Raw genomic sequence first — 26,195 nt, 5'->3', positions numbered from 1 at the left:
ATGAAAATTTCGCTGCTGAAGAAGCTGCTCGTCGCCGGCCTGATCGGCACGTCGTTCGCCGCGGCCACCGCGCATGCGGCCGACCTCCTCGACCAGGTCAAGCAACGCGGCACGCTGCGCGTCGGCCTGGAAGGCACGTTCCCGCCGTTCAACTCGAAGAACCCCCAAGGCGAGCTGGTCGGCTTCGACGTCGACATCGCGAAGGCCGTCGCCGCGAAGCTCGGCGTGAAGGCCGAGTTCGTCACGACCGAATGGAGCGGCATCATCGCGGGCCTGCAGGCCGGCAAGTTCGACGTGATCGCCAACCAGGTCGGCATCACCGACAAGCGCAAGGAAACGCTCGACTTCTCGCCGGCGTACACGTACTCGTCCGCGCAGCTGATCCAGCGCAAGGACGATACGCGCCAGTTCAAGTCGCTCGAAGACCTGAAGGGCAAGAAGCTCGGCGTCGCGCTCGGCACGAACTACATGGACATGGCGAAGTCGGTGCCCGGCATCGACGTGAAGACGTATCCGGGCGCGCCCGAGTACCTGCGCGACCTCGCGGCGGGCCGTCTCGACGCGGCGCTGAACGACCGCCTGATGCTCGCGTACCTGACGAAGAACTCGCAACTGCCGCTGCGTCCGGGCGCGAACGTCGGCTCGGCGAATCCGTCGGGCATCCCGTTCAGGAAGGGCAACCCGAAGTTCCAGAAGGCGATCGACGACGCGATGGCGCAACTCGAGGCCGACGGCACGTTCACGAAGATCTCGGACAAGTGGTTCGGCATCGACGTGACGAAGCCGATCAAGTAAGCACCCCTCTGTTTCCCGCCTGACGGCGGGCCGGAATGGGCGGCATCCGAAACGATGCCGCCCTTTGTTTTATCGGTCCGGTTTATGATTGCGCTTTCGCGCACGCACTCGCTTCGTATTCCATGTCGACAACGTCCCTGCTCGTCCAATCGCTGCCGGTGCTCGCCCAGGGTGCCGTACTGACCGTGAAGTTCGCCGTGCTGTCGATGGTGTTCGGCCTGCTCGGCGCCGTCATGCTCGCGATGATGGGCATCCGGCAAAGCGAACCGCTCGAGGGCTTCGAACGCATCTGGGTCAACGCGCTCGCGTGGCTCGCGCGCGCGTATGTGAGCCTGATGCGCGGCACGCCGCTGCTCGTGCAGATCTTCGTGATTTATTACGGATTGCCGAGCCTCGGCATCTCGCTCGATCCGACGCCGGCCGGCGTCATCGCGCTGTCCGCGAACGTCGCCGCTTACATGTCCGAAAGCATGCGCGGCGCGATCAACGGGATCGCGCGGGGCCAATGGCTGGCCGCCTACAGCCTCGGGCTGTCGTGGGGGCAGACGCTGCGCTACGTGATCGGCCCGCAGGCGCTGCGCATCGCGGTGCCGAGCCTGTCGAACAGCCTGATCAGCCTGATCAAGGACACATCGCTCGTGTCCGTGATCACCGTGACCGAGCTGCTGCGCAGCGCGCAGGAAGTGATCGCGGCGACCTATCAGCCGTTGCCGCTGTACCTCGCCGCCGCTGCCGTCTACTGGGTGCTGTGCCAGATCCTCGAATGGGTCCAGCGCTGGTACGAAAAGCGCCTGTCGCTGCCCGCGCGGCACTGAGCACGCTGCATCACCCGCCGGGCCGCGGATGCGCGCCCGGCCCCTTCCTTCCCGTCTACTCGCCCGAATAACGCACGCCGAGCGCCGCGCGTGCCGCGTCGGTCATCGCGATCATCTGTCGTGAATGGTCGTGCGTCATGATCTGGCTCTCCAGTTCACCCGCACGCAGCAGGTCGCAGAAATGCGCGGTCTCGTAGTTCAGGCCGCCGCCGTCGAACGGAGCATCGAGTTCGACGGTACGTCCGTCGGCATAGCGAATCGTCGCCCGCGTGGGGTTCCACCACTTCTCGTGAATCGTCACGTGTCCGCCCGCCGCGGCGATCAGCGCGTCGCCGCGTCCCATCACGTCGAGCCCGCAAAAGAGCTGCGCGATGCCGCCATTCGCGTGGCGGCTGTTCAGGCTCGCGAAGACGTCGACGCCCGTCGCGCCGACACGGCCGAGCGTCTGCACATCAAGTGCGGCGCCGAGCCAGTCGACCGCGAGAAATGCTTCGTAGATCCCGATGTCGAGCAGCGCGCCGCCGGCTCGATCGAGACGATAGACGGAATGATCGCCCGGCACCGACGACGACGCGCAGCCCGCGCGCACGAGCCGGATTTCGCCGATCGGATCGTCACGCAGGTGCGCACGTAACTGCCGGTACAGCGGAAAGAACGGCGGCTTCATCGCTTCCATGAAGAGCCGGCCGGCAGCGCGCGCCGCGTCCAGCACCGCGTCGAGTTGCGCCACGTTCAGCGTCGCCGGCTTTTCGCACAGCACGGCCTTGCCGGCGGCGAGCGCCGCCTGCGCGTACTGCGCATGACTGTCGTGGAGGGTCGCGATGTAGATCGCGTCGATGTCGCTCGCGAGGAGCGCATCGAGGCTGGCCGCGGGCGTGCCGCCGCAGCTGTCGCAGAAGGCGGCTGCCGCGTCGGCGCGGCGTGCCCACACGCCGGCGAGCGCGGCACCCGGCACGTGAGCGAGGCTTTGCGCGAAACGGCGTGCGATGCTGCCTGCGCCGACGATGCCGAAGCGCACCGGGCGGTTGTCGAGGTCGTTCATCCGGATCTTCCGTGTCGTTCGTATAACGGTGGCCGACACGCTGCCGGCCGGCCGTCATGATAAACGGCTCACCGGCTCACGGCTAAGCGACGCGGTGGGATTCAGGCGCGGGCGGGCACGTCGACGGAGAAATCGCGCGAAATCTCGTCGGCGCTGAAATCGATCAGGGCGAGCGATGCCGCTTCGGCTTCGCGCGGATCGCGGCGTTCGATCGCATCGACGACGCGTGCATGCGCCTTGACCGCGATGTCGTGCGCGCCATCCTTCTGCACGACGCGCGGATTCACGAGCCGCACTGCGCCGCGCACGATCGCCGCCATCTGCTGGAAGAACTGATTGCCGCTCGCTTGAACGATGCGCGTGTGCAGCAGTTCGTCCGCCGTGTCGTAGCCGGGGTCGCCCGGTTGCAGCACCTTGAACGCGTCGAATGCCTCGCGAATGCCGGCGATGTCGACGGCCGTTGCACGCACCGCCGCCTGCGCGGTCGCGCGCGGTTCGATCAGCATCCGGAATTCGATGACGTCGCGCATGAATTGCGGATCCGGTTTCGCACGAAACCGCCAGCTCACCACGTCTTCATCGATCATGCGCCAGTCGCGCATCGGTCGAACGCGCGTACCGACTTTCGGACGCACGTCGAGCATGTCGCGCGCAAGCAACATCGACAATGCTTCGCGCATCACCGTGCGGCTCACGTCGAACTCTTTCGACAGCACGTCCTGCGGCGGCAGAATGCCGCCGTACTTGTCCTCGACGATACCCGCGACAAGCCCATCCATCACTTTGGCGACCAGTGACCGGTCTTTGCCCTGCTCCATGACACCTCCCCGTGCGTCGATTTGCGAACACCTGCTCCGCAGTTCCGCCGGCCCTGGTTACGACTGTTCTTATGATCTATAAGTTGATGATTTCGGGGATATTCCGCTATCTGGTAAACACCTGACAGGGTTATCCCTCTTTTGGAAGAGGTGATTTATAAGGCTTCAAAAAAAGCCCGGAAAGCGCGCTGCGCTTGCCGGGCCGGGACTTCCACAAGATTTAACCATGCAATCCATTACGGCTTGTTGACGCCATTACGGACTGCTTCTCATTCAGTTTTGATTAAGCGGGATAAACGATCGTCTCGACGCCGTTCGGCGTGCCGAGCAGGCACAGATTCGCGCCGCGCTCGGCGAACAGGCCGACCGTCACGACGCCCGGCCACGCGTTGACCTGCGCTTCGAAACCGCGCGGATCGGCGATCTGCAGCCCCTTCACGTCGATGATCTCGTTGCCGTTGTCGGTGATGTACGGCGCGCCGTCCTTCGTCACGCGCAGCACCGGCACGCCGCCGAGCGCAGTCACGCGCCGGCCGATCGCCGTGCGCGCCATCGGCACGACCTCGATCGGCAGCGGGAATGCGCCGAGCACCGGCACGCGCTTGCTGGCGTCCGCAATGCAGACGAACGTATCGGCCACCGACGCAACGATCTTCTCGCGCGTCAATGCACCGCCGCCGCCCTTGATCATTGCACCGCTTGCGTCGATCTCGTCGGCGCCATCGACGTACACCTGCAGCGACTCGATCTCGTTCAGGTCGAACACCTTGATGCCGTGCGATTTCAGGCGCTCGGTCGTCGCGACCGAGCTCGACACGGCGCCGCGATAGCGCGATTTGACGGCCGCGAGCGCGTCGATGAAGCAGTTGGCGGTCGAGCCGGTGCCGACGCCGATCACGGCGCCTTCCGGCACGTTCTGGATCACATAATCGGCGGCCGCCTGGCCGACCAGGCGTTTGAGTTCGTCTTGAGTCATGAGGTGGGAATACAGCGGGATTGCGGAAAACCGCCAGTTTACCGGACTCGCAACACGCCCCGGGCTTTTTCCGCGCGGATGTCGGCCCAGGACAAGCCGACGGTCACGGCGTGCCGTCGGCGGACACGTTGTCGGCAGGCGCAGCGGGGAAATACTTGTCGAGCAGCGCCTGCGCGATCGCGTCGGTCTCGGCGTCCGGATTGCCCGCGTAGTCGGATGGTCGGAAGTGCATCTGGAATGCGGCGAATACGCGGCGCGTGCGCGCGTCGAGCACGCCGTCGGTCGGCACGTCGTAGCCGTAGCGCGCGAGCTTCAGCTGCAATTCGCGCACGTCGACGAGCGCATGCGGATCGCGATCGCCGAGCCGCGCGGCCACGGTCGCCTCGTCCGGCCATGCGCCGACGCCGGCTTGCGCGAGCGCATGCCACGGGAACAGCGGACCGGGATCGATCTTGCGTTGCGGTGCGATATCGCTGTGTCCGACCACGCGCGTCGGCGCAATCCCGTAGCGTGCGACGATATCCTTCGACAGGCGAATCAGCGCATCGACCTGCTCGGGCGAATACGGCTGCCAGGTAAGGTTTTGCGGATCGAGCGGGCCGCGATTCACGTTCTCGATGCCGATCGACGCCGCATTGAGCTCGGTCGTGCGCTGCCATTCGCTGATGCCCGCATGCCATGCGCGCTTCGATTCAGGAACGAGCTGATAGACGACCGGCATCCCGTGTTCGATGCGCGGTCGCGGCGGCACAACGTAGTGGACGCTGACCGAATCGCCGGTCAGCGTGCGCAGCGATTTCGCTTCGTCGCTTTCAGTGTAATGCATCACGAGAAAGCGGATCCGCGCATCGGCGCCGCGCGCGTGGAGGCCCGTGTCGGCGTAGTAGCTGCCGCGTTCGACCAGCGACGGCGACGTGCAGGCGGCCAGCAGGCCAAGGATGGCGCACGATGCGCCGAGGCGAATCAGGGTCATGGTTCGCGAGTTCCGGGGCCGCGTGCCGCGCACAATCGCGGCACGCGTCGTTCGGGTCGTGGCGGCCCGCGCATCGCGCGAGACCGCGTGCGTCTGCCCGTGAGTCGGCCGGAGAATCAGCCGGTGTCAGCCCTTCACGCGCCGCTGCCGCACCGCTTCGTACAGGCACACGCCGCTTGCAACCGACACGTTCAGGCTCTCCACGCTGCCGGCCATCGGGATGCTCATCACGTCGTCGCAGGTGTCGCGCGTGAGCCGGCGCATGCCTTCGCCTTCCGCGCCCATCACGATCGCGACGGGGCCGTCGAGCTTCGTGTCGTACAGCGTCGCCGACGCATCGTCCGACGTGCCGATGATCCATACGCCCGCTTCCTTCAGCTCGCGCAGCGCGCGGGCGAGGTTCGTGACCGTGATGTACGGCACCGTGTCGGCCGCGCCGCTCGCGACCTTCGCCGCGGTCGCGTTCAGGCCGACCGCGCGGTCACGCGGCGCGATCACCGCATGCGCGCCTGCCGAATCGGCGACCCGCAGGCATGCGCCGAGGTTGTGCGGATCGGTGACACCGTCGAGCACCAGCAGAAGCGCCGGGCCCTGGATGCCGTCGAGCAGCTCGGACAGATTCTGCGCGAGCGGGACGTCCTCGACGCGCGCGACGACGCCCTGATGGCGCTCGGTATGCGCGAGGCCCCACAGGCGGGTTTCGTCGGCCGCGATCAGCCGCACGCCCGCTTCCTTCGCGGTGTGCAGGAAGTCCTGCATGCGGCGGTCGCGGCGCGTCTGGTCGTACAGCACCTCCGCCACCGTCGATGCATCGTGCCGCAAACGTGCGGTCACCGCATGAAAACCGTAAAGAACCTTCAGACGTGACATGACTGGAACAACCTTCGATCAAACGTGCGGCCGCGCGACGTGCGCGGCCGCGATCCATGGAAAAGGAAAGCGCCGCGTTGCCGGCCGGTGACCGGTAGAACGCGGCGTCTCTCGATACTGCAAGGGCGTGCGCGTGCGCCGCCCCGAACGCTCAATACTTCTTGCGGGCGTGTGTCTTCTTCGCGGCCGTCTTCGCCGGCGCGCCGCCCTTCTTCTTCGCCGCACGCGTGTCGTTCACCGCGGCGGTCGGTGCGTTGGCCGTGCGCTTGCGACGCGGCGCGGCATCCTCCGCCGGCGGCAACGAGCGCACACGCGGGCCGCCGCGATCGTTGCCGTTGCCGACAGCAACCGGCGCCGGCGCGGGACGCGGCGCCTTCACCGGCGTGTCGCGCACCAGGCGGAAGTCGATCTTGCGCGCATCGAGATCGACACGGCTCACCTGCACGCGCACGCGATCCGACAGGCGATAACGGATGCCCGTGCGCTCGCCGCGCAGCTCGTTCTTGATCTCGTCGTACTGGAAGTAGTCCGAGCCGAGTTCCGTAACGTGCACGAGCCCTTCGATGAACAGCGTGTCGAGCTGCACGAAGATGCCGAACGACGTGACGCCGTTCACCATCCCGCCGTATTCCTCGCCGAGCTTGTCGCGCATGAAGTAGCACTTGAGCCAGGCCTCGACGTCGCGCGACGCTTCGTCGGCACGCCGCTCGTTCGCCGAGCAATGCAGGCCGAGCTCTTCCCAGATCGCGGTGTTCACGCGCGACCGGCCGCGCGCTTCGTCGTCGGCCTGCTGCATCGCGCGGGCGCGCGGCGACAGCGCGGTGTTCAGCTCGAAGCCGTCCGGCGCCTTCGGCGTGTACTTCTTGCCCGACAGGATCGCGTAGATCGCGCGGTGCGTGAGCAGGTCGGGATAGCGGCGGATCGGGCTCGTGAAGTGCGCGTACGCCTCATACGCGAGACCGAAGTGGCCGATGTTGTCCGGGCTGTAGACGGCCTGCTGCATCGAGCGCAGCAGCATCGGCTGCAGCATCTGCGCGTCGGGCCGGTCGCGAATCTGCGCCATCAGCGCCGCATAGTCGCTCGCATGCGGCTTCTCGCCGCCGCCGAGCGACAGGCCCATGCCGCGCAGGAACGCGCGCAGGTTCTCGAGCTTTTCCGGCGTGGGCCCCGCGTGCACGCGGTACAGGCCCGCATGCTTGTTGCGCTTCAGGAAGTCGGCCGCGCAGACGTTCGCGGCCAGCATGCATTCCTCGATCAGCTTGTGCGCATCGTTGCGCTGACGCGGCACGATCTGTTCGATCTTGCCCTGCGAGTTGCAGACGATGTACGTCTCGGTCGTGTCGAAATCGATCGCGCCGCGCTTCTGGCGTGCGGCGAACAGCGACTTGTAGACGCCGTACAGGTCCTGCAGGTGCGGCAGCAGGTCCGCGCGGCGCGCGGCCTCCGGCCCCTTCGTGTTCGACAGCACGGCCGCGACTTCGGTGTACGTCAGGCGCGCGGCCGAATGGATGACCGCCGGATAGAACTGGTACGCCTTGATCTCGCCGCGCGCGGTAATCACCATGTCGCACACGAGCACGCAGCGGTCGACCTGCGGATTCAGCGAGCACAGCCCGTTCGACAGCTTCTCCGGCAGCATCGGGATCACGCGGCGCGGGAAGTAGACCGACGTGCTGCGCTCCAGCGCGTCGGCGTCGAGGCCGCTGCCCGGCTGCACGTAGTGCGACACGTCGGCGATCGCGACGATCAGGCGGTAGCCGTCGCCGCGACCGACCTTGGTCGGCTCGCAGTAGACGGCATCGTCGAAGTCGCGGGCGTCCTCGCCGTCGATCGTCACGAGCGGCACGTCGCGCAAATCGACGCGGAAGCGCAGGTCGGCCGGACGTACCGCGTCCGGCAGCGCGGCCGCATCGTCGAGCGCCCGCTGGCCGAATTCGTGCGGCACGCCGTACTTGCGCACGGCGATCTCGATTTCCATGCCCGGATCGTCGATGTCGCCGAGCACTTCGACGACGCGGCCGAGCGGTTGCGAATGGCGGCTCGGGAAGTCGGTCAGTTCGACGACGACGACCTGCCCGACCTTCGCCTTCTTCACGTTCTGCGTGATCAGGATGTCGTGGCCGATGCGCTTGTCTTCGGGGGCGACGATCAGCGCGCCGTTCTCGTTGAGCAGGCGGCCGATCACGCGCTTGTTCGCGCGCTCGGTGACCTCGACGACATGGCCTTCCGGCCGGCCGCGGCGATCGTAGCCGACGATCCGCGCGAGCACGCGGTCGTTGTGCATCACCTTCTGCATCTCGCCGTTCGGCAGGAACAGGTCGTCCTGGCCGTCGTCGCGGATCACGAAGCCGTAGCCGTCGCGATGCCCTTGCACGCGACCGGCAACGAAGTTCGACGGATGAGTGAGCTGGTAGTGGCCGCGCTTGTCGAGGCGGATCTGGCCGTCGCGTTCCATTGCGGCGACACGCCGGAAGAACCCCTCGCGTTCCTGGCGCTTGATCGACAGCGCTTCGGCGATGTCGTTGGCGGCCAGCGGCGCGTCGCTCGTACGCAGCACGCCGAGAATTTCTTCACGGCTCGGAATGGGGTACGGATATTTGCTCAAGGGTTTGTCGATGATTGTTCTCGTTGCGTTGACTGATGGTGCACGGCATCAACATAGAAGTGTCCGTCAGACAGTTCTATAGTGACGGCGGCGGGTCATTCTATCATCCGACAGTGGCGCCAAATAACCGCGAATGCCGCGTGCGGGCGCCACGGCGGCCGGTTCGCGGCGCATCGCAAAAATGTGTTGACACGGATAATTGGGGCGCTATAATTTCGCTTCTTTGCAGCAGGCAACTACTGCAAAACGTGCCCAGGTGGCGGAATTGGTAGACGCACTAGGTTCAGGTCCTAGCGGTGGCAACATCGTGGAGGTTCGAGTCCTCTCCTGGGCACCATCTGTTTTTGAAAAGGTCGGCTTCTAGCCGGCCTTTTTTCATTTTCGGCGCCGGGAAGCACGAGGATGTGGGGCGATCCGGCCCCACTATCAGCAGAGCGTCTTCAAGCGGGGCGCGATGTTGGCGCAGTCGGGAGCCCACTGGCTGCTCACGGACCCGGGCAAGCCGCTCACGCTCGACGCCCTCTCCCGCGAGACCAGCTTCGTCAAAGCATGCGCTTCAGCACGCCGTTCTTCGACACGAACTGGTGCTTGAGCGCCGCGCCCGCGTGTGCCGCCACCATGATAGCCAGCGCATAGCAGCCGATCCGATGGAGTACGAACCAGTGCTCGGTGACCGGCCCCGCGCTGAACGGCGTCTTCACGTAAAACACCCCGAACAGCCAGTAGCCATCCGGCACCATCACGAAACCGCTGAACAGCACGAAGGCGACGAGGCCGTAAATCAGCGAGTGCACCAGATGCGCAATCGATCGCTGTTGCCGGGGAATCGAGTCGACGTCAGGCGGCGTCCGGCGGAAGAACGACCACACGTAGCGCAGCGGAAACAGCACGATCAGGCAGCTCGCGAGCGACATGTTGAGCGTCGACACGAAACGCCAGATCTCCGGTTGGGTGATGAAGTGCAGCGAGAATCCGGCCGCCATGGTGTACAGAATCACGACCGCGAAGATCCAGTGCAGTGCGCGGGAAAATCGGTCGTAGCGACCGTCGCTCGCCGATGTTCCCGGCGAACTTGTTTGAGAAACCACATGCATGATTGATCCTTTATTGATTGCCAATTGCGTGTTGCCATGGCCAGATGGATGCAATTATCGAAGTGGCTTCCCGTGTTGATAATCAATATCAAGGATTTCCAAATATCCGGCCGGGCGCCCGGACGTGCGCCGCATCGTCGTCATGCGGCGTCAGTACGTGCGTCGCGCACAGCTCAGTCTCGCCGAGCTGCAGGATCGACAGCGGCGCCGGCTGCGCTTCGCCGTACGGGCTGCGCATCAAGTTGATCGAGAATTCGCGCGATGCGCGGGGCGGGTTCGCCGGGCGGCGAAGTTCAGCAGGGAATGACGGACGCGCGGGACGCGCACGTGACCGTGTGGGGGCGAAGTCGGAGCGGACTCGACGCGCGCACCGACGCCGCAGCGCCGGTTGCAATCCGGATGGCGATCGCGCCGGCGCGCCGCCATCCGGTCGACTGATCAGGTCCGCTCCAGTCGGTACCCGTAGTTGTAGACCGTGGTGATCACGAGCCCGTTCTTCGGCCGCAACCCGAGGCTCGAACGCAACTTGCTCACATAAGTCGCGAGCGTCGCGTCGTACTTCCGGTCGACCGCCCCCCAAATGCGCTTGATCATCATGTCCTTCGACACGATCCGCCCGACGCTCTCGAACAGCATCAGCGCGAGATCGAACTCGCGCTGCGACAATTCGACCGGCGCGCCGTCCACGGTCGCGGCATGCGCGCTCACGTCGAGCGCGAACTTGCCGACCTCGACGACCTTCGCGCGCTGCGTCTCCGGGTAGTACTTGCGCGCCTGCGCATTCACGCGCGCGACCAGCTCGCGCTCGCGCAGCGGTTTGATCAGATAGTCGTCGGCACCGCTGTTGAGACCGAACACGATGTCGTTCTCGCCGTCGTGCTGCGTCATCATGATGATCGGCAGCGCATCGGCGAACGATTCGCGCGCCCAGCGCATCACCTCGATCCCCGACTTGCCGGGTACGTCCCAGTCGAGCAGCAGCACGTCGACGCGCTGCGTGCGCACCAGTTCGATGAAGCTGTCGCCGTCGTGCCGCACCTGCGTGTCGTAGCCGGCCTTGTCGAGCCAGCCGGCCACGACGCCGGCCTGGGTCACGATGTCTTCAAGTATTGCAACGATCATGTTCGCCCTGATCTCAGTATGCCGCCCCGTTCCCGGGCTCGTTCGCCGCTCCGTCGACCGGAGGGGGTGGCAGGTAAACAAACGCCCATTCGCCGTACGCGTCACTGTCGCCGAACGCGTCGTACCGCGCGGGGAAACCATGACGCTTGAGCGGCTGCCCCGGCGCCTCGCTGAATACGCCCATGATGCCGCCGTCAGGCGCCTTCACGAGCCCCCACTGCGTCGAACCGGTCAGCGGATCGGCGTACAGCCGCCGCAGGTGACGCAGCGTCGGCAGCCCGCGGCGATCCTCGAGCAGTGCGTCGAGCGATGCCGGATAGCGGCTGCCTCCCGCCGCATTGTAGTAGCTGGCGATCGCCGCACGAAACTGGTCGCCGACGAACAGCAACTGTGCCTCCCGGTCGCGCTGCTGCACCGTCGTCCAGATCCGCGCCGCCTGCGTCATGCCGAGCCCCACCGCCGCGACGAGCAGCAGCACGCCGAGATACGCAATGCCGCGCTGTCCGCGCCGCCGCCGCCGCAGCCCGGCGCGCCGCCGATTACCACGTCGCATAGGTGCTCCCGTCGAGTGCGCGCCCTTTCGCGCCGCTCTTCACGTCGGCGATGCCGCCCGTCTCGCCGGCCTGCGGTTGCCACGACCCGCGCTTGCCCGTGAGCGGGTCGAGCGGCAGCTCGCGCAGATAGCGCTTCTCGACCAGCGCATCGAGCGTGTCGGGATCGCGGCCGTGATCCGCCCGGTAATCGTCGATCGACTGGCGTAGCGTGTTCAGGTTGTGACGCAGCACCGTTTCCTTCGCGCGATCGCTCTGCTTCAGGTAGCCGGGGGCGACGAACGCGGTGAGCGCCGCGATGATCGCCATCACCACGAGCAGCTCGATCAGCGTGAAGCCGGCCGCGCGGCGCGCGCGTCTACCACTGGTTGTACGGGACGCCATTGAGGCCCTCCTTGCGGTTGGTCGAGCGGATGTCGAACACGTCCTCGCCGGACGAGAACGAATCGGGGTCGCTCGCGTAGCTGCGCGTTTCCCAGGTGTCTTCCGGCACCTTGCCGTCGCATTCGCACATCGGATCGGCCGGAAGCTTGCGCAGGAAATACAGCCGCGCGCCGTCGGGCGACTTCTTGTCCTCGACGCCGTCGACGAGCGCGCGCAGGTCGGGCGGATAGCCGCTCGCGTCGACGCTGCGCTCGATCCGCCCGTCATCCGCCGCCGCCTTGTACGCGTCGAGCGCCGAGCGGATCACCACCAGCACGCGGCGCAACTCGGCCTCGTCCGAGCGCCGTTTGACGAGATCGGTCAACGGCAGCGCGACGGTCGCGAGCAACGCGAGCAGCGACATCGCCACCATCAGCTCGATCAGCGTGAAGCCGCGTGCGCGTCGACGCCCGTTCACGCGAAGCCCCGCGCGCGCGACAGCAGCATCGGCGCGTCGGCATACAGCGGCAGCGCCGGTTCGCGTTCGCCCACGACGTGATCGACGAACGCCTGCAGCGTGCCGATCAGCGAGCGGACGGCGGCGACGATGCCGCGTTCACCGCGTGCCTGCGGAGCGACGGCCTGCGAAGCGGTGGCCGGCGCGCGTGCCGCCGTCGCCTCGGCCGCCGTCAGCGGCGCCGCCGCGCGCACGATCGCGCCCGGTCGAGCCAGGCGCGGCGCCGCGTCGACGTCGCCCGCGCGATCCAGCTCGATTCGCGCGGCGGCGATGGCCGCACGCAACTCGGTCGCCTTCGCCGCGGAAGCGACTGCCCGCGTCACCGCCCCTCGCGGCGGCGCCGCACGGCGGTTCGCCGACGCGACGGTGCCCGCTGCCGCGGCCTCTGCGGTCTTGACTGCCCGGGCCGGCTGCGGCCCGGCATCCGAACGCGTACGCATCATCCCCGCGCCGCGCTTGTCGCGCTCGACCATCGGGGCCGCCGCCTCATCCTGCCCGGCCGCCACGCCCGCTTGCGGCTCCGCCTTGGCCGCCTCGGCCGTTTCAGGCTCCGCGGCCTCGCGCTGGCCCACCGGCGTCGCCGGCTCGATCGGCGCGTCCAGATCCGGGCCGTCCCACGACGGCCGGCGCGCCGGCACGGCCTGCGCGGACTCGAGCGTCAGCGCTTCGGTGGTCACGCGCGACTCGGTGCCCGACAGGAAGGTCGTCACCGCCGACATCGGCAGGTCGAGATTGCGCTCGATATGCGGCGTGATGAGCAGCACGATCTCCGAGCGCTCGTTGCTGCGGCCGTTCGAACCGAACAGCCTGCCGAGCACCGGCAAGCCCGATACGCCCGGCAGCCCCGCCACGCTGTCGCTTTCGTTACGCTTGACGAGGCCGGCAAGGATCTGCGTTTCGCCGTTCTTCGCGGTCATCAGCGTCTCCGCATTGCGCGTGCCGAGCGAATAGGCGACAAGCCCGGTCTTCGTGGTTTCCTTCGTCAGGATGCTGCTGACCTCCATGTTCACCTTGACGCTCACCTCCTCGTTCAGGCTGATGCGCGGCTCGACCTTCAGCATCAGCCCGACGTCCTGGTAGCTGACCGATTCGGTCACGACGCCGTTCGCGTTGGTCGTGGTGACGATCGGCACGCGCTCGCCGATCTTGATGTTGGCCTTCTCCATGTTGCGCACGCGGATCTTCGGATTCGCGAGCGTCTTGGTCTTGCCTTGTTTCTGCAGCAGGTCGATCGCGAGCGCGAGCCCGCCCGATTCGCTCGATACGCCGACGCGGTCGCGATTCAGGCGCAGCAGGTCGCCGAGCGTCAGCGCGCCGCCCTCCACGCCGCCGAGCGCGTTGAACTGGATCTTGCCCGGATACTGGACGCCGAGATCGAGGCTGTCGTTCATGTTGACCTCGAGCACCTGCACGTCGAGCGTCACCTCGGATTGAGGAATGTCGAGGCCCATCACGACGCGCTCCGCGACCTGGATCGTCTCCGGCGTGTCGCGCATGACGACCGCGTTCACCCGCTCGTCCACGTAGACGTCCTTCGGCTTGATCATCTGGCGCAGCGCGGCCATCACCGACTTCGCGTCCGCATGCGACAGGAAGAACGTACGGATCGCGAACTCCGTGTAGTTGCGGGCCTTTTCGGGCTGCGACGGATAGACGAGCAGCGTGTGCCGGTCGAGCACCTTCTTCTCGAGCTGGTTGGTGCGCAGCAACAGGTTGATCGCATCCTCGGCGGTCGTGCGTTCCGCGAACAGCGTCGCGGCCTGGCTGGTGTCGACGTCGCGGTCGAACACGAAGTTCACGCCGGACACGCGCGAGATCACGTCGAAGATGTTCGCGAGCGGCTGCTGCTTGAAGTTGAGCGACACCGGCTTGCGCAGCGCGTCGGACAACTGCGGCCGCACCGCGCGGCTGGCCTGCGACTGACGCAGCAGCCTGTCGCGCAGGCGCTTCGCGTCCGCGTGGTTGGGCTGCTCGGCGAGAATGCGCCGCGCGATCTCGAGCGCCTCCTGCGGCTGTTCGCCGCCGATGCGCTGCGCGCGCGCGAGGTCGACCGCCATCTGCTGGCGGCGCTTGACCTGCTCGAGCGCCTGGCTGGCCTTGAGGTTGCCCGGGTCCTCGTCCAGCACGTTGTCCAGGTGATCGATCGCGGCCGCATGGTTGCCCTGCGCGACCTGGCGGTCGGCTTCCTTCAGCTCCGCGCGCACGTAATCGTGCCGGCTGAATTCGACGGCGGTCGTGAGCGCGATGTCATCCGGCGCGGCCTCACGCTGCTGCTGCAGCGTGCCGAGTCGTTCGGCGGGCGTCGCGGCGGCGTCGGGCGCGGCGTTGAACGGGGAACTCGCGCATCCTGTCAGCGCGAGCGCCGAGATCAGGAGCAACAGACTGACTTTACGTTTCATGATGGTGTTCGGCCTAAATTGAATTCGGGGTTCATCGGGTCGGGACGAGCGGCGACAGCTCGATATCGGTGCTGTCCCGGGTCACGGTCACCGCGCCCTGTTCGCCCAGTTTCTTCAGCCGGTATCCTTCGGCGATCTCGCCGCCCGGCAGCACGGCATCTCGCACGCCGCAGCGCGATGCGCACAGCAGGAACGTCCTGCCCGCGCCTTCCAGCACGACGATGCGCTGGTCGTTCTCGCGCCATTCGCCGGCAATGGCGAATGGGGGCTCCGCGACCGGCTGCGCGTCGATCGGCTCGTCGAGCGCCGGCGGTTCGGGTTCGGGCTCCGCGACAGGCGGCGGCGGGCTGTCGCTCGCCGGCTCCGCACCGAGCGACGCCCAGTTCTGCGCCGGAAAGACGTCGACGATCGGCGCGTGGCCGGCGCCTTCCCGCGCGACGCTGCCGGCCGCGACGCAAGCGGCGGCCAGTGCGAGCGCGGCCGCGAACGGGATCAGGCGGGCGCGCATCATGTGTCCGGCCCCAGCAGGCTGACCCGCAGGTCGGCGCTCACGCTGGCGCTGTCGATCCGGTCGCGTTCGATCGACACGCCTTCGATGCGCACCATCGGCTGGCTCGCGATCTCGCGCATGGCTTCGCGCAGCCCGACATAGCTGCCGCTCATCGCGATGCTGATCGTGAGCCGGCGCAGCTTGCCCTTCACTTCGACTTCGCGGCGATAGGTCGCGTGCTTGCGATCCATGCCGTGCTGCGACAGGATCTGGAAAATCGAGTAAGCCTGCTCGCTGCTGCGTAATTGCTGGACCTGCTGCAGCGTCAAGCCGTCGGCGCCAGCCTTGCGGGCCACCTGCGGCAACGCGGCCAGTTCCTTCGCGCGCGCGTCGTGCTCGGCCTCGAGACGCTCGCTGTCCGGTTGCAGGTAGAGCGCGTGCGCGCCGACCAGCGCCACGACCAGCCCGGCCGCCAGCAGCCCCGCTGCGCCGAGCTTGCGGGCCGCCGCATAGGCGCCCCAGCGCAGCCGCGCGGCAAGCGCCGTCATGTCGATTGCTTTCAGGTTCGTCATGGGTGTTCGATGCTCAGGCTGAAATGAAAGATGTCCTTGCCGTCCTCCGCTTTCGTGCGGTGCTGCAGCAGGCCGATCTTGCGGTCCGGGTGACGATCGTTCAGTCGGTCGACGAAGATGTAGATGTGCGACAGCTCCGCCGCGCCGCCTTCGATGCGCGCCTCACGGCCGGCCTTGTCGACCGTCAGCGACTTCAGCGCGATCTGCGGCGTCCACGCCTGCTCGATCCAGTCGACCACCGACAGCCCCGAGCCTTTCTCGCTCATCCGCTGCTCGGCGAGCACGCGCTCGATGCGGCGCTGCTCCGGCGTCATCGTCTTCTGCCGGCGCCGCTCGCGCTCGATCGCGCGTTGGCGCTCGTCGATCCGGCTTTCGATGCCGTCGACCTCGTCGCGCAACTGATCGACGCGCGACCACTCGCTCGCGGCGAACGCGCCGGTCAGCAATGCGCAACACAGCGCGACGGCCGCCCACGGCGTGGCGCGCACGCGCGGCGCCGCGAAATCCAGTTCGTCAAGACGCTTCATGCCGGCGCTCCGGGCTGGCGCACGGGCACGTGATCCGGGCCGCCGTCGAGCAGCGTCACGCCGTCCTCCACCGGCAGCGCCCCGTCGAGCGCACTCGCGAAGGCCGCGCCGGCCAGCGGCTGCCCGGCCATCAACGCCGCGGCAGCGAACCAGTCGTCGAGCCGCCGGCCGCCCGCGCGCGGCAGCGTGACCACGTCGGCCCACTCGCCCGCGCGGCGAAACACGCACGTCACGACGCGCGGCTGCAGCAGCGCGTAGCGGCAGTCGCCGCCGCTCAGGCGGCCGGCATGCGCGTCGAGCGACGCCGACAACGCGTCGCGCACGCTGACGAGCCGCCAGCCGGCCGCGCGCGTGACTGCCGCGAGCGCCGCGAGCAACGTATCGCAGGCCGCCACCGCCAGGCGCGCGCGACCGCGCGGCCCGGCTTCGATACGGATCCGCAGCGCGCCGCGCTGCGCGCGGGCGGCGAACAGCGCGCGCGCATAGGCGTCCCACGCGGCGTCCGACACCAGCCCGTCCTGCCACGGCAGCACGACGCCATGCGTCCACGGATGGCCGACGACGACATGCACGCGATTGCGCATCGGCACGCGCGCTTTCGGCAGGCCGCCGAGCACCTGTGCCAGCGCTTCGGCGGGCAGGCCGTCGTGTGCGACGACGACGTGCGGCTCGCCGGCGCGCCGCGCGCGCCAGCCGTCGTTCGTCCACACGCGCAGCGTGTCGGCGTCGAGCACCGCGATGACGTTATTCCACGGCGATCGCACGTTGCACCTCCTGGAACGTCGTCAGCCGCGCGCGAACTGCCGCAAGCCCCGCGTCGCGCATCGACCGGTAGTCGGCGTTGCCGGCGAGGGCCTGCGCACGCTTCTCGATCGAGCGTTCGAGCAGCGCGGCCTTCATCGCCGCATCGAGCGTCAGCACTTCCGCGAGTCCGATCCGGCCGTGATAGCCGGTGCCGCGGCAGGTCTCGCAGCCCGTGCCGGGCGTGACCACGCGCTTCAGTTCGTCGGGCGCCGCGCCGCTCAGGTCGGCGCCGTCCGCCGCCGTGCCGCCGCAGCGCGCGCAGATCCGCCGCACCAGGCGCTGCGACACGACGCCGTTCAGCGCTTCGAGAAACGTCGACGGCTCGACGCCCATGTAGATGAAGCGGTCGATCACGCTGAACCCGTCGGTCGCATGCACGGTCGACAGCACGCGGTGGCCGGTGAGCGCCGATTGCACTGCGATCGACGCGGTCTCCTCGTCGCGGATCTCGCCGACCATCACCGTGTCCGGGTCGTGCCGCAGGATCGAGCGCAGCCCGCGCGCGAACGTGAGGCCCTTGCGTTCGTTCACCGGGATCTGCAGCACGCCCTTCAGCTCGTATTCGACCGGGTCCTCGATCGTGATGATCTTGTCGTCGCCCGTGTTGACTTCCGACAGCACCGCGTACAGCGTCGTCGACTTGCCGCTGCCGGTCGGCCCCGTCACGAGCATCAGACCGTAAGGCCGGTGCGCGAGCGCACGCACGCGCCGCGCCGTCTGCGCGTCGAAGCCGAGCACGTCGAGGCTCACGCTGTCGCCGCGCTGCGACTTGTCGAGCACGCGCATCACCGCGTTTTCGCCATAGGTGCCGGGAATGATCGACACGCGGAAATCGATCTCGCGGCCCTGCATCACGACCTTGAAACGGCCGTCCTGCGGCACGCGCTTCTCCGCGATGTCGAGCGCGGCGAGCACCTTCAGGCGCGACAGCGTCTGCGCGGCCGCCTCGAGCCCGGGAATGTGGCGGATCGACTGCAGCACGCCGTCGATCCGGTAACGGATCGACAGACCGTCCGGCACCGCTTCGAGATGAATATCGCTGGCGCGGCTCTGCAGCGCGTCGTAGAGCGTCGTGTTGACGAGCCTGATGATCGGGCTCTCGTCCTTCGCGATGCTCGCAAGCGAGATCGACTCGATCGCCTGTGCGAGCGAATCGCCCTGCGTATCGATCGTCACGTCGTCCATCAGCCGCTCGCTCGACTCGATGTCGCCGAGCAGCCGCTCGACTTCGCCCGGCACACTCATGGCCAGTTGGACCGGCCGCGCGCCGAACCGCGCAAGCAGCTCGTCGCGCACGTGGCGGGCGAACGGATCGGCGACGACGACGCACGGCGCGCCGTCGAGCTCGACCGGCAGCACGCGCCAGGTCAGCGCGTCATGCAGCGGCAGCAGGTCGAAGCGCGTCGGCGCCGCGCGCAGCGTATCGGCGTCGACTGCGCCGATGCCAAGGCAGGCGGCCGCTTGTGCGAGCCGCGTCGGATCGGCGCCCAGCAGGCCATCCACGTATTGCGCGAAGCCAACGCCCGATGCTTGGGATTCCGACTGCCAGCGTTGAACGATGTGTTCCGTTTTCATTGAGTTTTCTCCTGTTGAACAGCGGGATCGCGAACGCGTTGACAGTGCGGATCGCTATCCGACGCTGCCCGCCAATTCGAAGATCGGCATGTAAAGCAGCAGGACCACCGCGCCGATCGTCGCGCCCACCGCGAGCATCAGCACCGGTTCGAACACCTTGCTGAGCATCTCGATCGCGCGATCGAGCGCGCCGTCGTGAAACTGCGCGATGTGCTCGCACATCCCGCCGAGGTCGCCGCTCTGTTCGCCCACGCGCAACAGCCGCTCGGCGACCGACGTCGTCAGTGCATGCGCGGCGAGCACGGCCGCGACCGGCCGCCCTGCGCGCATGTCGATCAGCGCCGCCGCGAGCCGCGCACGGAAATGCCCGGGGAGCACCTTGCCGGACAGCTCCAGCGCGACGATCACCGGCGTGCCGCCCGCGATCAGCAGGCCGACCGTTCGGTAAAAGCGCGTGAGCGCGAACAGCGCGCAGACGTCGCGCACTTTCGGCGCGCGCCACATCAGCCGCTGCGCGGTGCGCTTGAACGCCGCGGAGCGGATCGCCAGCACCGCGCCGACGAACGACGCCGCGACCGCGAGCCCGACCGCCATCCCGTTCTCGCGCAGCAGGTTCGCCCACCAGAGCATCGCGTGCGCGGTCGGCGGCAGCGTGGCCAGCGACTCGAACACCACCGCGAAGCGCGGAATCACGAAGAACGCCATGAACAGCAGGATCGCGATGCCGACGCCGATCACGACGGCCGGATAGATCAGCGCGCCGGTGACGCGCTTGCGGACCTGTTCGATTCGCACTTCGTACTGCTGGTAACGCTTCAGGACCACCGGCAACTGACCGCTGCCCTCCGACGATTCGACCGTCGCTACCAGCAGCGGCGGAAAAATCGCCGGCTGCCGCGCGAGCGCCTTCGACAACGGCTGCCCCTCGACCATCACCGCGAGGAGCCGGTCGATCACGTACTTCGCGTCCTTGCCCGAATCCGCCTTGTCGCGCAACGCTTCCAGCGCCTCGAACAGCACGAGGCCGGCGTCGAGCAGCGTCGACAACTCCTGCAGGAACAGCGCGAGCGCAAACTTCGGCGCACGGCGGCGCCCGATACGTTTGTCGCGCCGGACCTCGAGCACGACGCCGCCCCTCTCCGCGAGCCGTGCGCGTACCTCCGTCTCGCTCGCGGCTTCGATCGTCTGCTGGGCGATCTTGCCGTCGGCGAGCACGCGTACCCGAAATGCCTGCATGGCTACCTCCGCCATTCGTCGAGCATCGCGAGGCTCGCGTCGCGATCGCTCGTCAACGCGCGGTACTCGCGCCAGACCTTGGTCGCATAAGCCTTGCGTGCCGGCACGCGTTTCTCCGACGAGCCGGCGTTATACGCGCCGACCGCGTTCCACGTGTAGCCGTGCCGGTCGATGAATCCGGCGAGAATCGACGCGCCGGTGTCGATCGACGTGCAGGGTTCGTTGATCAGCCGCTTGTGCGTCACGCCGACCTTCACGAGACGCGGCAGATGCGAACTGTTGATCTGCATCAGCCCGATGTCGTAAGTGCCGTTCCGGTTCCAGTTCATTGCGCGCGGATTCAGCGCGGATTCAACCTTCGCGATCGCGACCAGCAGCAGCGGATCGATGCCATGCCGCTCGCCCGCCCGGGTCCAGCAGTCCTTGGCCACGGCGCCGGATGCACAGGTGGCGAACAGCGCCACCACCGCGATCCAGCGACGCAGGCCCTTACATGCCGTAGACGAGGTCCGCATCGATGCCGCTCCCGCCGACCCGACCGTCCCGCCCGAGCGACACGATATCCGCCTCGCCTTCACGGCCCGGCACATTCCATTGGTACGCGCGGCCCCAGCCGTCCTTCGGCACGGCCTTCGCGAGATACGGACCGTTCCAGCCGTCGGCGCCTTGCGGCTGCACGACCAGCGCATCGAGTCCTTCGTCGGCGCTCGGGTAATTGCCCGTATCGAGCCGGAATTGCGTGACCGCGTCGCCCAGCGTCTTCATCTGCGCTTGCGTCGACTTGACCTTTGCCTTGTCGACCTGCGAGAACAGCTTCGGACCGACATAGCCGGCCAGCAGCGCGATGATCAGCAGCACGACCAGCAGCTCCAGCAGCGTGAAGCCCTGCTGGCCACGGCGTTTCGTCCATTTCCGATAGTTCGGTTTCACGTCGTTTGCCCTCTGTAGAGATCCCGGCGGCGTCGCGGCCGGGGGCCGTCGTGTTGCAGACGGCAGGTGAATGAGGCGCTTTCGGGGATGCGGATTCGATTGAAGGAAAGCGCCGATCGATGACGTCATTTTCCGGGGGGAAGGAAAACGCCACCACTTTCATCAACGAAATATCAACGCGTGCTTCAATCCGCCGGTTCGCGCGCCAGCCGCAAATGAAAGAGCCGCACGCATTGCTGCGTGCGGCTCGCGTCATCTCCTTGTCAGGTCGTTACTTGCTGCAGGCGCCCAGCTCCTTCCACACCTTGCCGGTATGGTCGGCGCCGGTCGACGCCGGATCGCCCGGCGCCTCGTTCTGCGTCCACCAGCGCGCTTCGAACGTGCGGCCGTTGTGCTGCACCTTCGCGCCGCCCGTATACGCCGTGCCCTGCTTCCATTCGGCCTGGCATTGCGCGCCTTCGCCGCCGCCCGATTCGCCGGTCAGCTTGAACGTCGTGGTTTCCTGCTTCAGCGTGCCGCCGTCGATCTGCGACGTCGCCACGGCCGTGTGGTTACCCGCCTTCGCGTTCGCGATGTCGACGTTCACGTCGCCCTGCATGCGCATCGTCGACGACTTCGATCCGACCAGCGAGTTCGACGCGTCGTAGACCTTGACGGTGACGTTCGTGTCCTTCGCGTGGTTGAACTTCAGGAAGAACTTCGCGGTCGCCTTGCCGTTCTGGATCTTGAATTCACCGTTGTTCGAGATGCTGAAGCCTTCGTCGATGCCGCCTTCCGGCTGGTGATCGATCGTCGTCTCGGTGCGTACGATGCCGCTGGTGCTCTTCGAGAACACGTCGTTCTTGCCGAGCGACGGCTCGATGCGGCCGTCGCGCTCGACGCCGGCGATCAGGTTCGCCGCCTGCGTGCGGTTGATTTCCTTCGCGAGCAGCATCGGCCACATGTTGCGCTCGCCTTGCTGCGCGGAGCCGATCGTCACCGTCGTCTTCATCGACGGCACTTCGCCGCCCGACTTGAACACGCGGTTCATGACCTTGTCACCGACCTTCAGGTCCATCGTCGGCGCGATGCTGCCGACGTTCGACCAGCTCGGCTTGCCCGGATCGGTCGCGCCGCCGTCGTCGGTGATGTTCAGGTCGGCGACGTTGTAGAACATGCCGGCCGTGTCGCCGACGTGCCACGTCGTCAGCATCACGTGATGGCCCTTCTTGTCCGACGGAATCGTGCAGTTGTGCGGGCCGATTTCGTCGGCTTTCTTCATCCCGCCGTCGATCGTGCAGAACGGCGTCAGGTCGAACTGCTCGCGCGTGAGCTTCGCGTTCGGGTTCCAGCCCTGCTTCGTCAGGTAATACTTGAATTCCTTCGTCACGTGCGGCGCGGTGAACGTCCACTTGAATTTCTGCGCACCCGGCTTGATGTCGGTGATCTTCCAGCGATCGACGGTCTGCTCGTCGAGTTCGCTGAACTGCGTCACACCGCCGCTCGCGATCTGGCCGTCCGGCGCGCCGGCTGCCGGGAAGCCTTGCTTGCCTTCGACGCTTTGCGGTTCATAGGTGACCGAACCGCAATTGAAGTTTTCGATCTTGCCCGCTTTCGAGCTGCACAGCAGACTGCGCGACGGCGGCTCCGACAGGTAGCCATGCGCGAATGCGGCCTGGGCGAAGAACATCGACGCGCAGGCCACGAGCGGCGACAGGGTAAAGAGCGTCTTGTTCGCTGTTCGGGTTCTCATCTGATTCCGTTGGGTTGAAAGTTTAAGGGTGGCTTTTTCGTTCGACGCATCGCGATGCGACCGCCGGAATTTGCGTGACGCATGTGTGGCTGACGAAACGCTGAGCGCAGTATCGCCACGCCCCGCGCATCGTCGTACCTTCCTAAACGATCTCTCAAGAATCCGTCGCCCCTGCCGCCCTGCGCGCGATTCTTCGTGCACTGCCTTCACGCGGCCCGCATTTAGATTGCGTTGAGATTCATTGCCGCTATTCCGTCCGTAAAAAAGAATGCGCTCGCTTCCCCGGCACTCTCTTTCAACACAAGATGGATGGCTTTCAAATTGAAATCGCATAAACGCACTCCCAACATCGTGATCCGGCGCCGTTCGCAGCGTCGTGCGCACGTTGCCTATGCGGCGCTCGCGGCAGCCAGCGCACTGAGCTTCGCGAACGCGGCGCTCGCCGCACCCGGCAAGCCCAGCCTGAAGCAGTACGAAATCACGTCGCAGCCGCATGGCTTCGTCGAAATCGATCTGCAGAAGGCAGGCGTTGCGCCGTACAAGGACCTCGTCAAGCTGAACAAGAAGGTCGACGTGCCGCTGCCGTTCGACATCTGGAGCAACGGCACCGCCGTGAAGGCGGTCGCGGTGGTCAACGGCGTCGTCGATCCCGCTTCCGAGGTCAAGATGACGCCCGGCGGCACGCAAAGCGGCGAGGTGATCGCGAACGTGAAGACGCCGGGCGTCAAGAAGATGCAGGTGCGCGTGATCGACGCCAACGGCGCATCGACCGACAGCGCGCCGCTCGACGTGGTCGTGTTCGACACGATTTCCGAGCTCGCGGACGATCTGCCGAACAACGCGAGCAAGAACCACAAGCCGTATGCGAACACGTCCGGTTCGGTGGTCGGCACGTACTTCGCGACGTGGTCGATCTACGACCGCAAGTTCAACGTCGACAACGTACCGGTCGAGAACCTCACGCACATGCTGTATGGATTCGTCCCGATCTGCGGCGGCGCGGACGTGAACGCGTCGCTCGCGAAGGACCTGCCGGGCTCGTTCAACACGCTGCAGCAGAGCTGCAAGGGACTACCGGACTACAGCGTCGCGATCCATGACACGTATGGCGAGATGGCCAAGGTATTGCCGGGCCAGACCGCGAACTCGAAGCTCAAGGGCGTGCTCGGCCAGATGATGGCCGCGAAGAAGCGCAACCCGAACCTGAAGATCCTGCCGTCGATCGGCGGCTGGACGCTGTCCGACCCGTTCTTCCAGATGCACGATCCGGCGAAGCGCAAGGTGTTCGTCGACTCGACCGAACAGTTGCTGCGCACCTGGAAGTTCTTCGACGGCGTCGACATCGACTGGGAATTCCCCGGCGGCAAGGGCGTGAACCCGTCGCTCGGCGATCCGGTGAAGGATGGCCCGCTCTACGTGACGTTGATGAAGGAACTGCGGCAGATGCTCGACAAGCTGTCGCAGGAAACCGGCCGGAAGTACGAGCTGACGTCGGCGATCGGCGCGGGCAAGGACAAGATCGACGTGGTGAACTACAAGGAAGCCACGAAGTACATGGACTACATTTTCGACATGACGTACGACTTCTACGGTGCGTTCAGTCTGACGGATCTGGGTCATCAAACCGCGCTGTACGCGCCGGACTGGAAGCCGGACACCGCGTACACGACGCACAACTCGATCAAGGCGCTGCTCGCGCAGGGCGTCGATCCGAAGAAACTCGTCGTCGGCGCGGCGGCGTATGCCCGCGGCTGGAACGGCGTGCACGGCTATGCCGACGGCAATCCGTTCACCGGCACGGCGACGGGGCCGCACAAGGGCCAGTGGGAACCGGGCATCCTCGACTACAAGAAGGTCAAGGCGGAGATGATCGGGCCGAACAACGCCGGCATCAACGGCTACGAGTATCACTATGACCAGACGGCCGAAGCGCCGTACGTATTCAACAAGAGTACCGGCGAACTCCTCACGTTCGACGACGAGCGTTCGGTCCTCGCGAAGGGCGACTACGTGCGCGCCCATCAACTGGGCGGCCTGTTCTCGTGGGAAATCGACGCGGACAACGGCGACATCCTGAATGCGATGCATCAGGGCCTCGGCCACGGCGACGAAGGCGGCGGCGGTGCGGAGAACCATCCGCCGGTCGCGAACGCGGGCGCCGACATGACGGTCACCGGGCCGCAGACGGTGACGCTCGACGCGTCGAAGTCGCGCGATCCCGACGGCGACAAGCTGAGCTTCCAGTGGGAACAGGTCGGCGGCGATCCGCTGAAGCTGGCCAATGCGACGAGCGCGAAGGCGAGCGCCGACGTTCCGTCAGTCAAGCAGGACACGAAATACACGTTCCGCGTGACGGTCACCGATCCGGCCGGCCTGAAGGACACGGCGCAGGTCGTCGTCACCGCTCAGGCGGATGCGACGGTTGAACCGCCGCCCGCAGAAAACCGTCCGCCGGTCGCGCAGCTCGGCGGCCCGGCAACGGCGCAAGCCGGCCAGGCCGTGACGCTGTCGGCCGCGAAATCGACCGACCCGGACGGCGACAAGCTGAGCTTCAAGTGGAGCGTCCCGGCCGGCATCGACGCGAAGCCGGCCGGCGCGACGCTGAGCTTCACCGCGCCCGAACTCGCGAAGGACCAGTCGTTCACGTTCGCGGTCACGGTCAGCGACGGCAAGCTGTCGAGCACGGCGAAGCACACCGTCCTCGTCAAGGCGAAGGATGCGGGTGGTGGCGAAGGCGGCAACGGTGGCAACGGTGGCGGCGAGTATCCGGCGTACAAGGCCGGTACGCAGTACAACGCCGGCGACATCGTGTCGAACCTCGGCAAGCTGTACCAGTGCAAGCCGTTCCCGAACAGCGGCTGGTGCTCCGGCGCGCCGACGGCGTACGAACCGGGCAAGGGCTTCGCATGGAGCGACGCGTGGACGCTTTACGGTGACGACGAAGGCGGCAACGGAGGCGGCAATGGCAACGGCGGCGGCGAAGGTGGCAACGGTGGCGGCGATCATCCGCAGTACAAGGAAGGCACGAAGTACAACGCCGGCGATATCGTCTCCAACAACGGCAAGCTGTACCGCTGCAAGCCATTCCCGTACACCAACTGGTGCTCGATGGCGGCCTGGGCTTACGAGCCTGGCAAGGGTACTGCGTGGGACCAGGCATGGGAGGCGCACAACGAGTAAGCGCAAGAGCAGGCCCGAGCCGGCCGGCGGCGCCATCGCGGCGCCCCGGTCGATGTGAAACCCGCGTCTCGTGACGCACAACGGCCAATGCCGGTATCGCCCTCGCCTCGTGCGAGGGCGTTTTCGTTTACTTCGCGGAGATAGATGTCCCGGTCTGCGTCTGCGCGGCGCCAGGCCTGCATGCATGCATGCATGCATGCAAAACGCGC

The 26,195-nt window shown here is 66.7% G+C and carries 24 protein-coding genes and 1 tRNA gene; 4 read left to right on the top strand and 21 right to left on the bottom strand.

Going from position 1 to position 26,195, the window contains the following annotated elements:
* A complete protein-coding gene (locus ABIC50_RS05070) occupies window positions 1–795 on the top strand; it encodes a cystine ABC transporter substrate-binding protein (RefSeq protein ID WP_012363787.1) in 795 nt (264 codons plus the stop codon).
* 122 nt (window positions 796–917) lie between these two features.
* Window positions 918–1,610, top strand: a complete 693-nt coding sequence (locus ABIC50_RS05065; protein WP_006758016.1) for an amino acid ABC transporter permease — start codon at window positions 918–920, stop codon at window positions 1,608–1,610.
* Window positions 1,611–1,665: 55 nt separating this feature from the next.
* Here the strand turns inward: ABIC50_RS05065 and ABIC50_RS05060 are convergent, their stop codons facing one another.
* From ABIC50_RS05060 to rnr, 6 genes are all read right to left on the bottom strand, one after another.
* Window positions 1,666–2,652, bottom strand: a complete 987-nt coding sequence (locus ABIC50_RS05060; protein WP_354162013.1) for a Gfo/Idh/MocA family protein — start codon at window positions 2,650–2,652, stop codon at window positions 1,666–1,668.
* A 101-nt stretch (window positions 2,653–2,753) separates the two neighbouring features.
* On the bottom strand, window positions 2,754–3,470 hold the full coding sequence (locus tag ABIC50_RS05055) for a FadR/GntR family transcriptional regulator (RefSeq protein ID WP_006751033.1): 717 nt from the start codon (window positions 3,468–3,470) through the stop codon (window positions 2,754–2,756).
* Window positions 3,471–3,753: 283 nt separating this feature from the next.
* Entirely contained in the window at window positions 3,754–4,446 is a 693-nt protein-coding gene (gene rpiA, locus ABIC50_RS05050) for a ribose-5-phosphate isomerase RpiA (protein WP_175675318.1), read from the bottom strand.
* Between the two features lie 103 nt (window positions 4,447–4,549).
* Complete coding sequence (locus tag ABIC50_RS05045; RefSeq protein WP_354162010.1) at window positions 4,550–5,419, bottom strand: N-acetylmuramoyl-L-alanine amidase; 870 nt, start codon at window positions 5,417–5,419, stop codon at window positions 4,550–4,552.
* A gap of 126 nt (window positions 5,420–5,545) precedes the next feature.
* Entirely contained in the window at window positions 5,546–6,289 is a 744-nt protein-coding gene (gene rlmB / locus ABIC50_RS05040; protein WP_011656749.1) for a 23S rRNA (guanosine(2251)-2'-O)-methyltransferase RlmB, read from the bottom strand.
* Window positions 6,290–6,440: 151 nt separating this feature from the next.
* Window positions 6,441–8,894, bottom strand: coding sequence for a ribonuclease R (gene rnr, locus ABIC50_RS05035; RefSeq protein WP_105834305.1), 2,454 nt, complete (start codon window positions 8,892–8,894; stop codon window positions 6,441–6,443).
* Window positions 8,895–9,144: 250 nt separating this feature from the next.
* On the opposite strand from rnr, the gene ABIC50_RS05030 reads away from it, so the two are divergent.
* Window positions 9,145–9,231: transfer RNA gene (locus ABIC50_RS05030), tRNA-Leu, on the top strand.
* Window positions 9,232–9,436: 205 nt separating this feature from the next.
* Here ABIC50_RS05030 and ABIC50_RS05025 read toward each other — a convergent pair.
* The 15 genes from ABIC50_RS05025 to gbpA all read right to left on the bottom strand — a co-directional run bounded on the left by ABIC50_RS05025 (window position 9,437) and on the right by gbpA (window position 22,806).
* Window positions 9,437–9,988, bottom strand: coding sequence for a cytochrome b (locus ABIC50_RS05025; protein ID WP_126227780.1), 552 nt, complete (start codon window positions 9,986–9,988; stop codon window positions 9,437–9,439).
* A 438-nt stretch (window positions 9,989–10,426) separates the two neighbouring features.
* Window positions 10,427–11,110, bottom strand: coding sequence for a response regulator transcription factor (locus tag ABIC50_RS05020; protein WP_011656745.1), 684 nt, complete (start codon window positions 11,108–11,110; stop codon window positions 10,427–10,429).
* 13 nt (window positions 11,111–11,123) lie between these two features.
* Window positions 11,124–11,663 (bottom strand): type II secretion system protein, encoded by a 540-nt coding sequence (locus tag ABIC50_RS05015; RefSeq protein ID WP_354162007.1) that lies wholly within the window; start codon window positions 11,661–11,663, stop codon window positions 11,124–11,126.
* Window positions 11,650–12,045, bottom strand: a complete 396-nt coding sequence (locus ABIC50_RS05010; RefSeq protein WP_011656743.1) for a type II secretion system protein — start codon at window positions 12,043–12,045, stop codon at window positions 11,650–11,652. Before ABIC50_RS05010 ends, ABIC50_RS05015 begins: the two co-directional genes overlap by 14 nt.
* Window positions 12,020–12,502, bottom strand: coding sequence for a type II secretion system protein (locus ABIC50_RS05005; RefSeq protein ID WP_175675312.1), 483 nt, complete (start codon window positions 12,500–12,502; stop codon window positions 12,020–12,022). The genes ABIC50_RS05010 and ABIC50_RS05005 overlap by 26 nt, the downstream gene beginning before the upstream one ends.
* Window positions 12,499–14,940 carry a secretin GspD/PilQ domain-containing protein gene (locus ABIC50_RS05000; RefSeq protein WP_354162004.1) on the bottom strand — a complete coding sequence of 814 codons (2,442 nt, stop codon included), beginning with the start codon at window positions 14,938–14,940 and terminating at the stop codon, window positions 12,499–12,501. The genes ABIC50_RS05005 and ABIC50_RS05000 overlap by 4 nt, the downstream gene beginning before the upstream one ends.
* Before the next feature lie 31 nt (window positions 14,941–14,971).
* Complete coding sequence (locus ABIC50_RS04995) at window positions 14,972–15,451, bottom strand: hypothetical protein (RefSeq protein ID WP_354162000.1); 480 nt, start codon at window positions 15,449–15,451, stop codon at window positions 14,972–14,974.
* Entirely contained in the window at window positions 15,448–16,002 is a 555-nt protein-coding gene (locus ABIC50_RS04990) for a hypothetical protein (RefSeq protein WP_126227775.1), read from the bottom strand. Before ABIC50_RS04990 ends, ABIC50_RS04995 begins: the two co-directional genes overlap by 4 nt.
* Window positions 15,999–16,529: a hypothetical protein gene (locus ABIC50_RS04985; protein ID WP_011656738.1), complete on the bottom strand. Its 531-nt coding sequence runs from the start codon at window positions 16,527–16,529 to the stop codon at window positions 15,999–16,001. Before ABIC50_RS04985 ends, ABIC50_RS04990 begins: the two co-directional genes overlap by 4 nt.
* Window positions 16,526–17,293, bottom strand: coding sequence for a hypothetical protein (locus ABIC50_RS04980; protein WP_354161997.1), 768 nt, complete (start codon window positions 17,291–17,293; stop codon window positions 16,526–16,528). Before ABIC50_RS04980 ends, ABIC50_RS04985 begins: the two co-directional genes overlap by 4 nt.
* Window positions 17,274–18,908, bottom strand: coding sequence for a GspE/PulE family protein (locus ABIC50_RS04975; RefSeq protein WP_354161994.1), 1,635 nt, complete (start codon window positions 18,906–18,908; stop codon window positions 17,274–17,276). Before ABIC50_RS04975 ends, ABIC50_RS04980 begins: the two co-directional genes overlap by 20 nt.
* Before the next feature lie 54 nt (window positions 18,909–18,962).
* Window positions 18,963–20,144: a type II secretion system F family protein gene (locus ABIC50_RS04970; RefSeq protein WP_354161991.1), complete on the bottom strand. Its 1,182-nt coding sequence runs from the start codon at window positions 20,142–20,144 to the stop codon at window positions 18,963–18,965.
* Between the two features lie 2 nt (window positions 20,145–20,146).
* Entirely contained in the window at window positions 20,147–20,659 is a 513-nt protein-coding gene (locus tag ABIC50_RS04965; RefSeq protein ID WP_354161989.1) for a lytic transglycosylase domain-containing protein, read from the bottom strand.
* On the bottom strand, window positions 20,634–21,074 hold the full coding sequence (gene gspG / locus ABIC50_RS04960) for a type II secretion system major pseudopilin GspG (RefSeq protein ID WP_354161986.1): 441 nt from the start codon (window positions 21,072–21,074) through the stop codon (window positions 20,634–20,636). The genes ABIC50_RS04965 and gspG overlap by 26 nt, the downstream gene beginning before the upstream one ends.
* Before the next feature lie 271 nt (window positions 21,075–21,345).
* Window positions 21,346–22,806, bottom strand: a complete 1,461-nt coding sequence (gene gbpA / locus ABIC50_RS04955) for an N-acetylglucosamine-binding protein GbpA (protein ID WP_011656732.1) — start codon at window positions 22,804–22,806, stop codon at window positions 21,346–21,348.
* 321 nt (window positions 22,807–23,127) lie between these two features.
* Between gbpA and ABIC50_RS04950 the strand changes: the two genes are divergently transcribed.
* Window positions 23,128–25,986, top strand: a complete 2,859-nt coding sequence (locus tag ABIC50_RS04950) for a glycosyl hydrolase family 18 protein (protein ID WP_354161983.1) — start codon at window positions 23,128–23,130, stop codon at window positions 25,984–25,986.
* Window positions 25,987–26,195: the final 209 nt, after the last annotated feature.

This window comes from Burkholderia sp. 567 (assembly GCF_040545115.1).
Classification (GTDB): Bacteria; Pseudomonadota; Gammaproteobacteria; order Burkholderiales; family Burkholderiaceae; genus Burkholderia; species Burkholderia ambifaria.
This window is presented reverse-complemented; position numbering and strand designations above follow the sequence as displayed.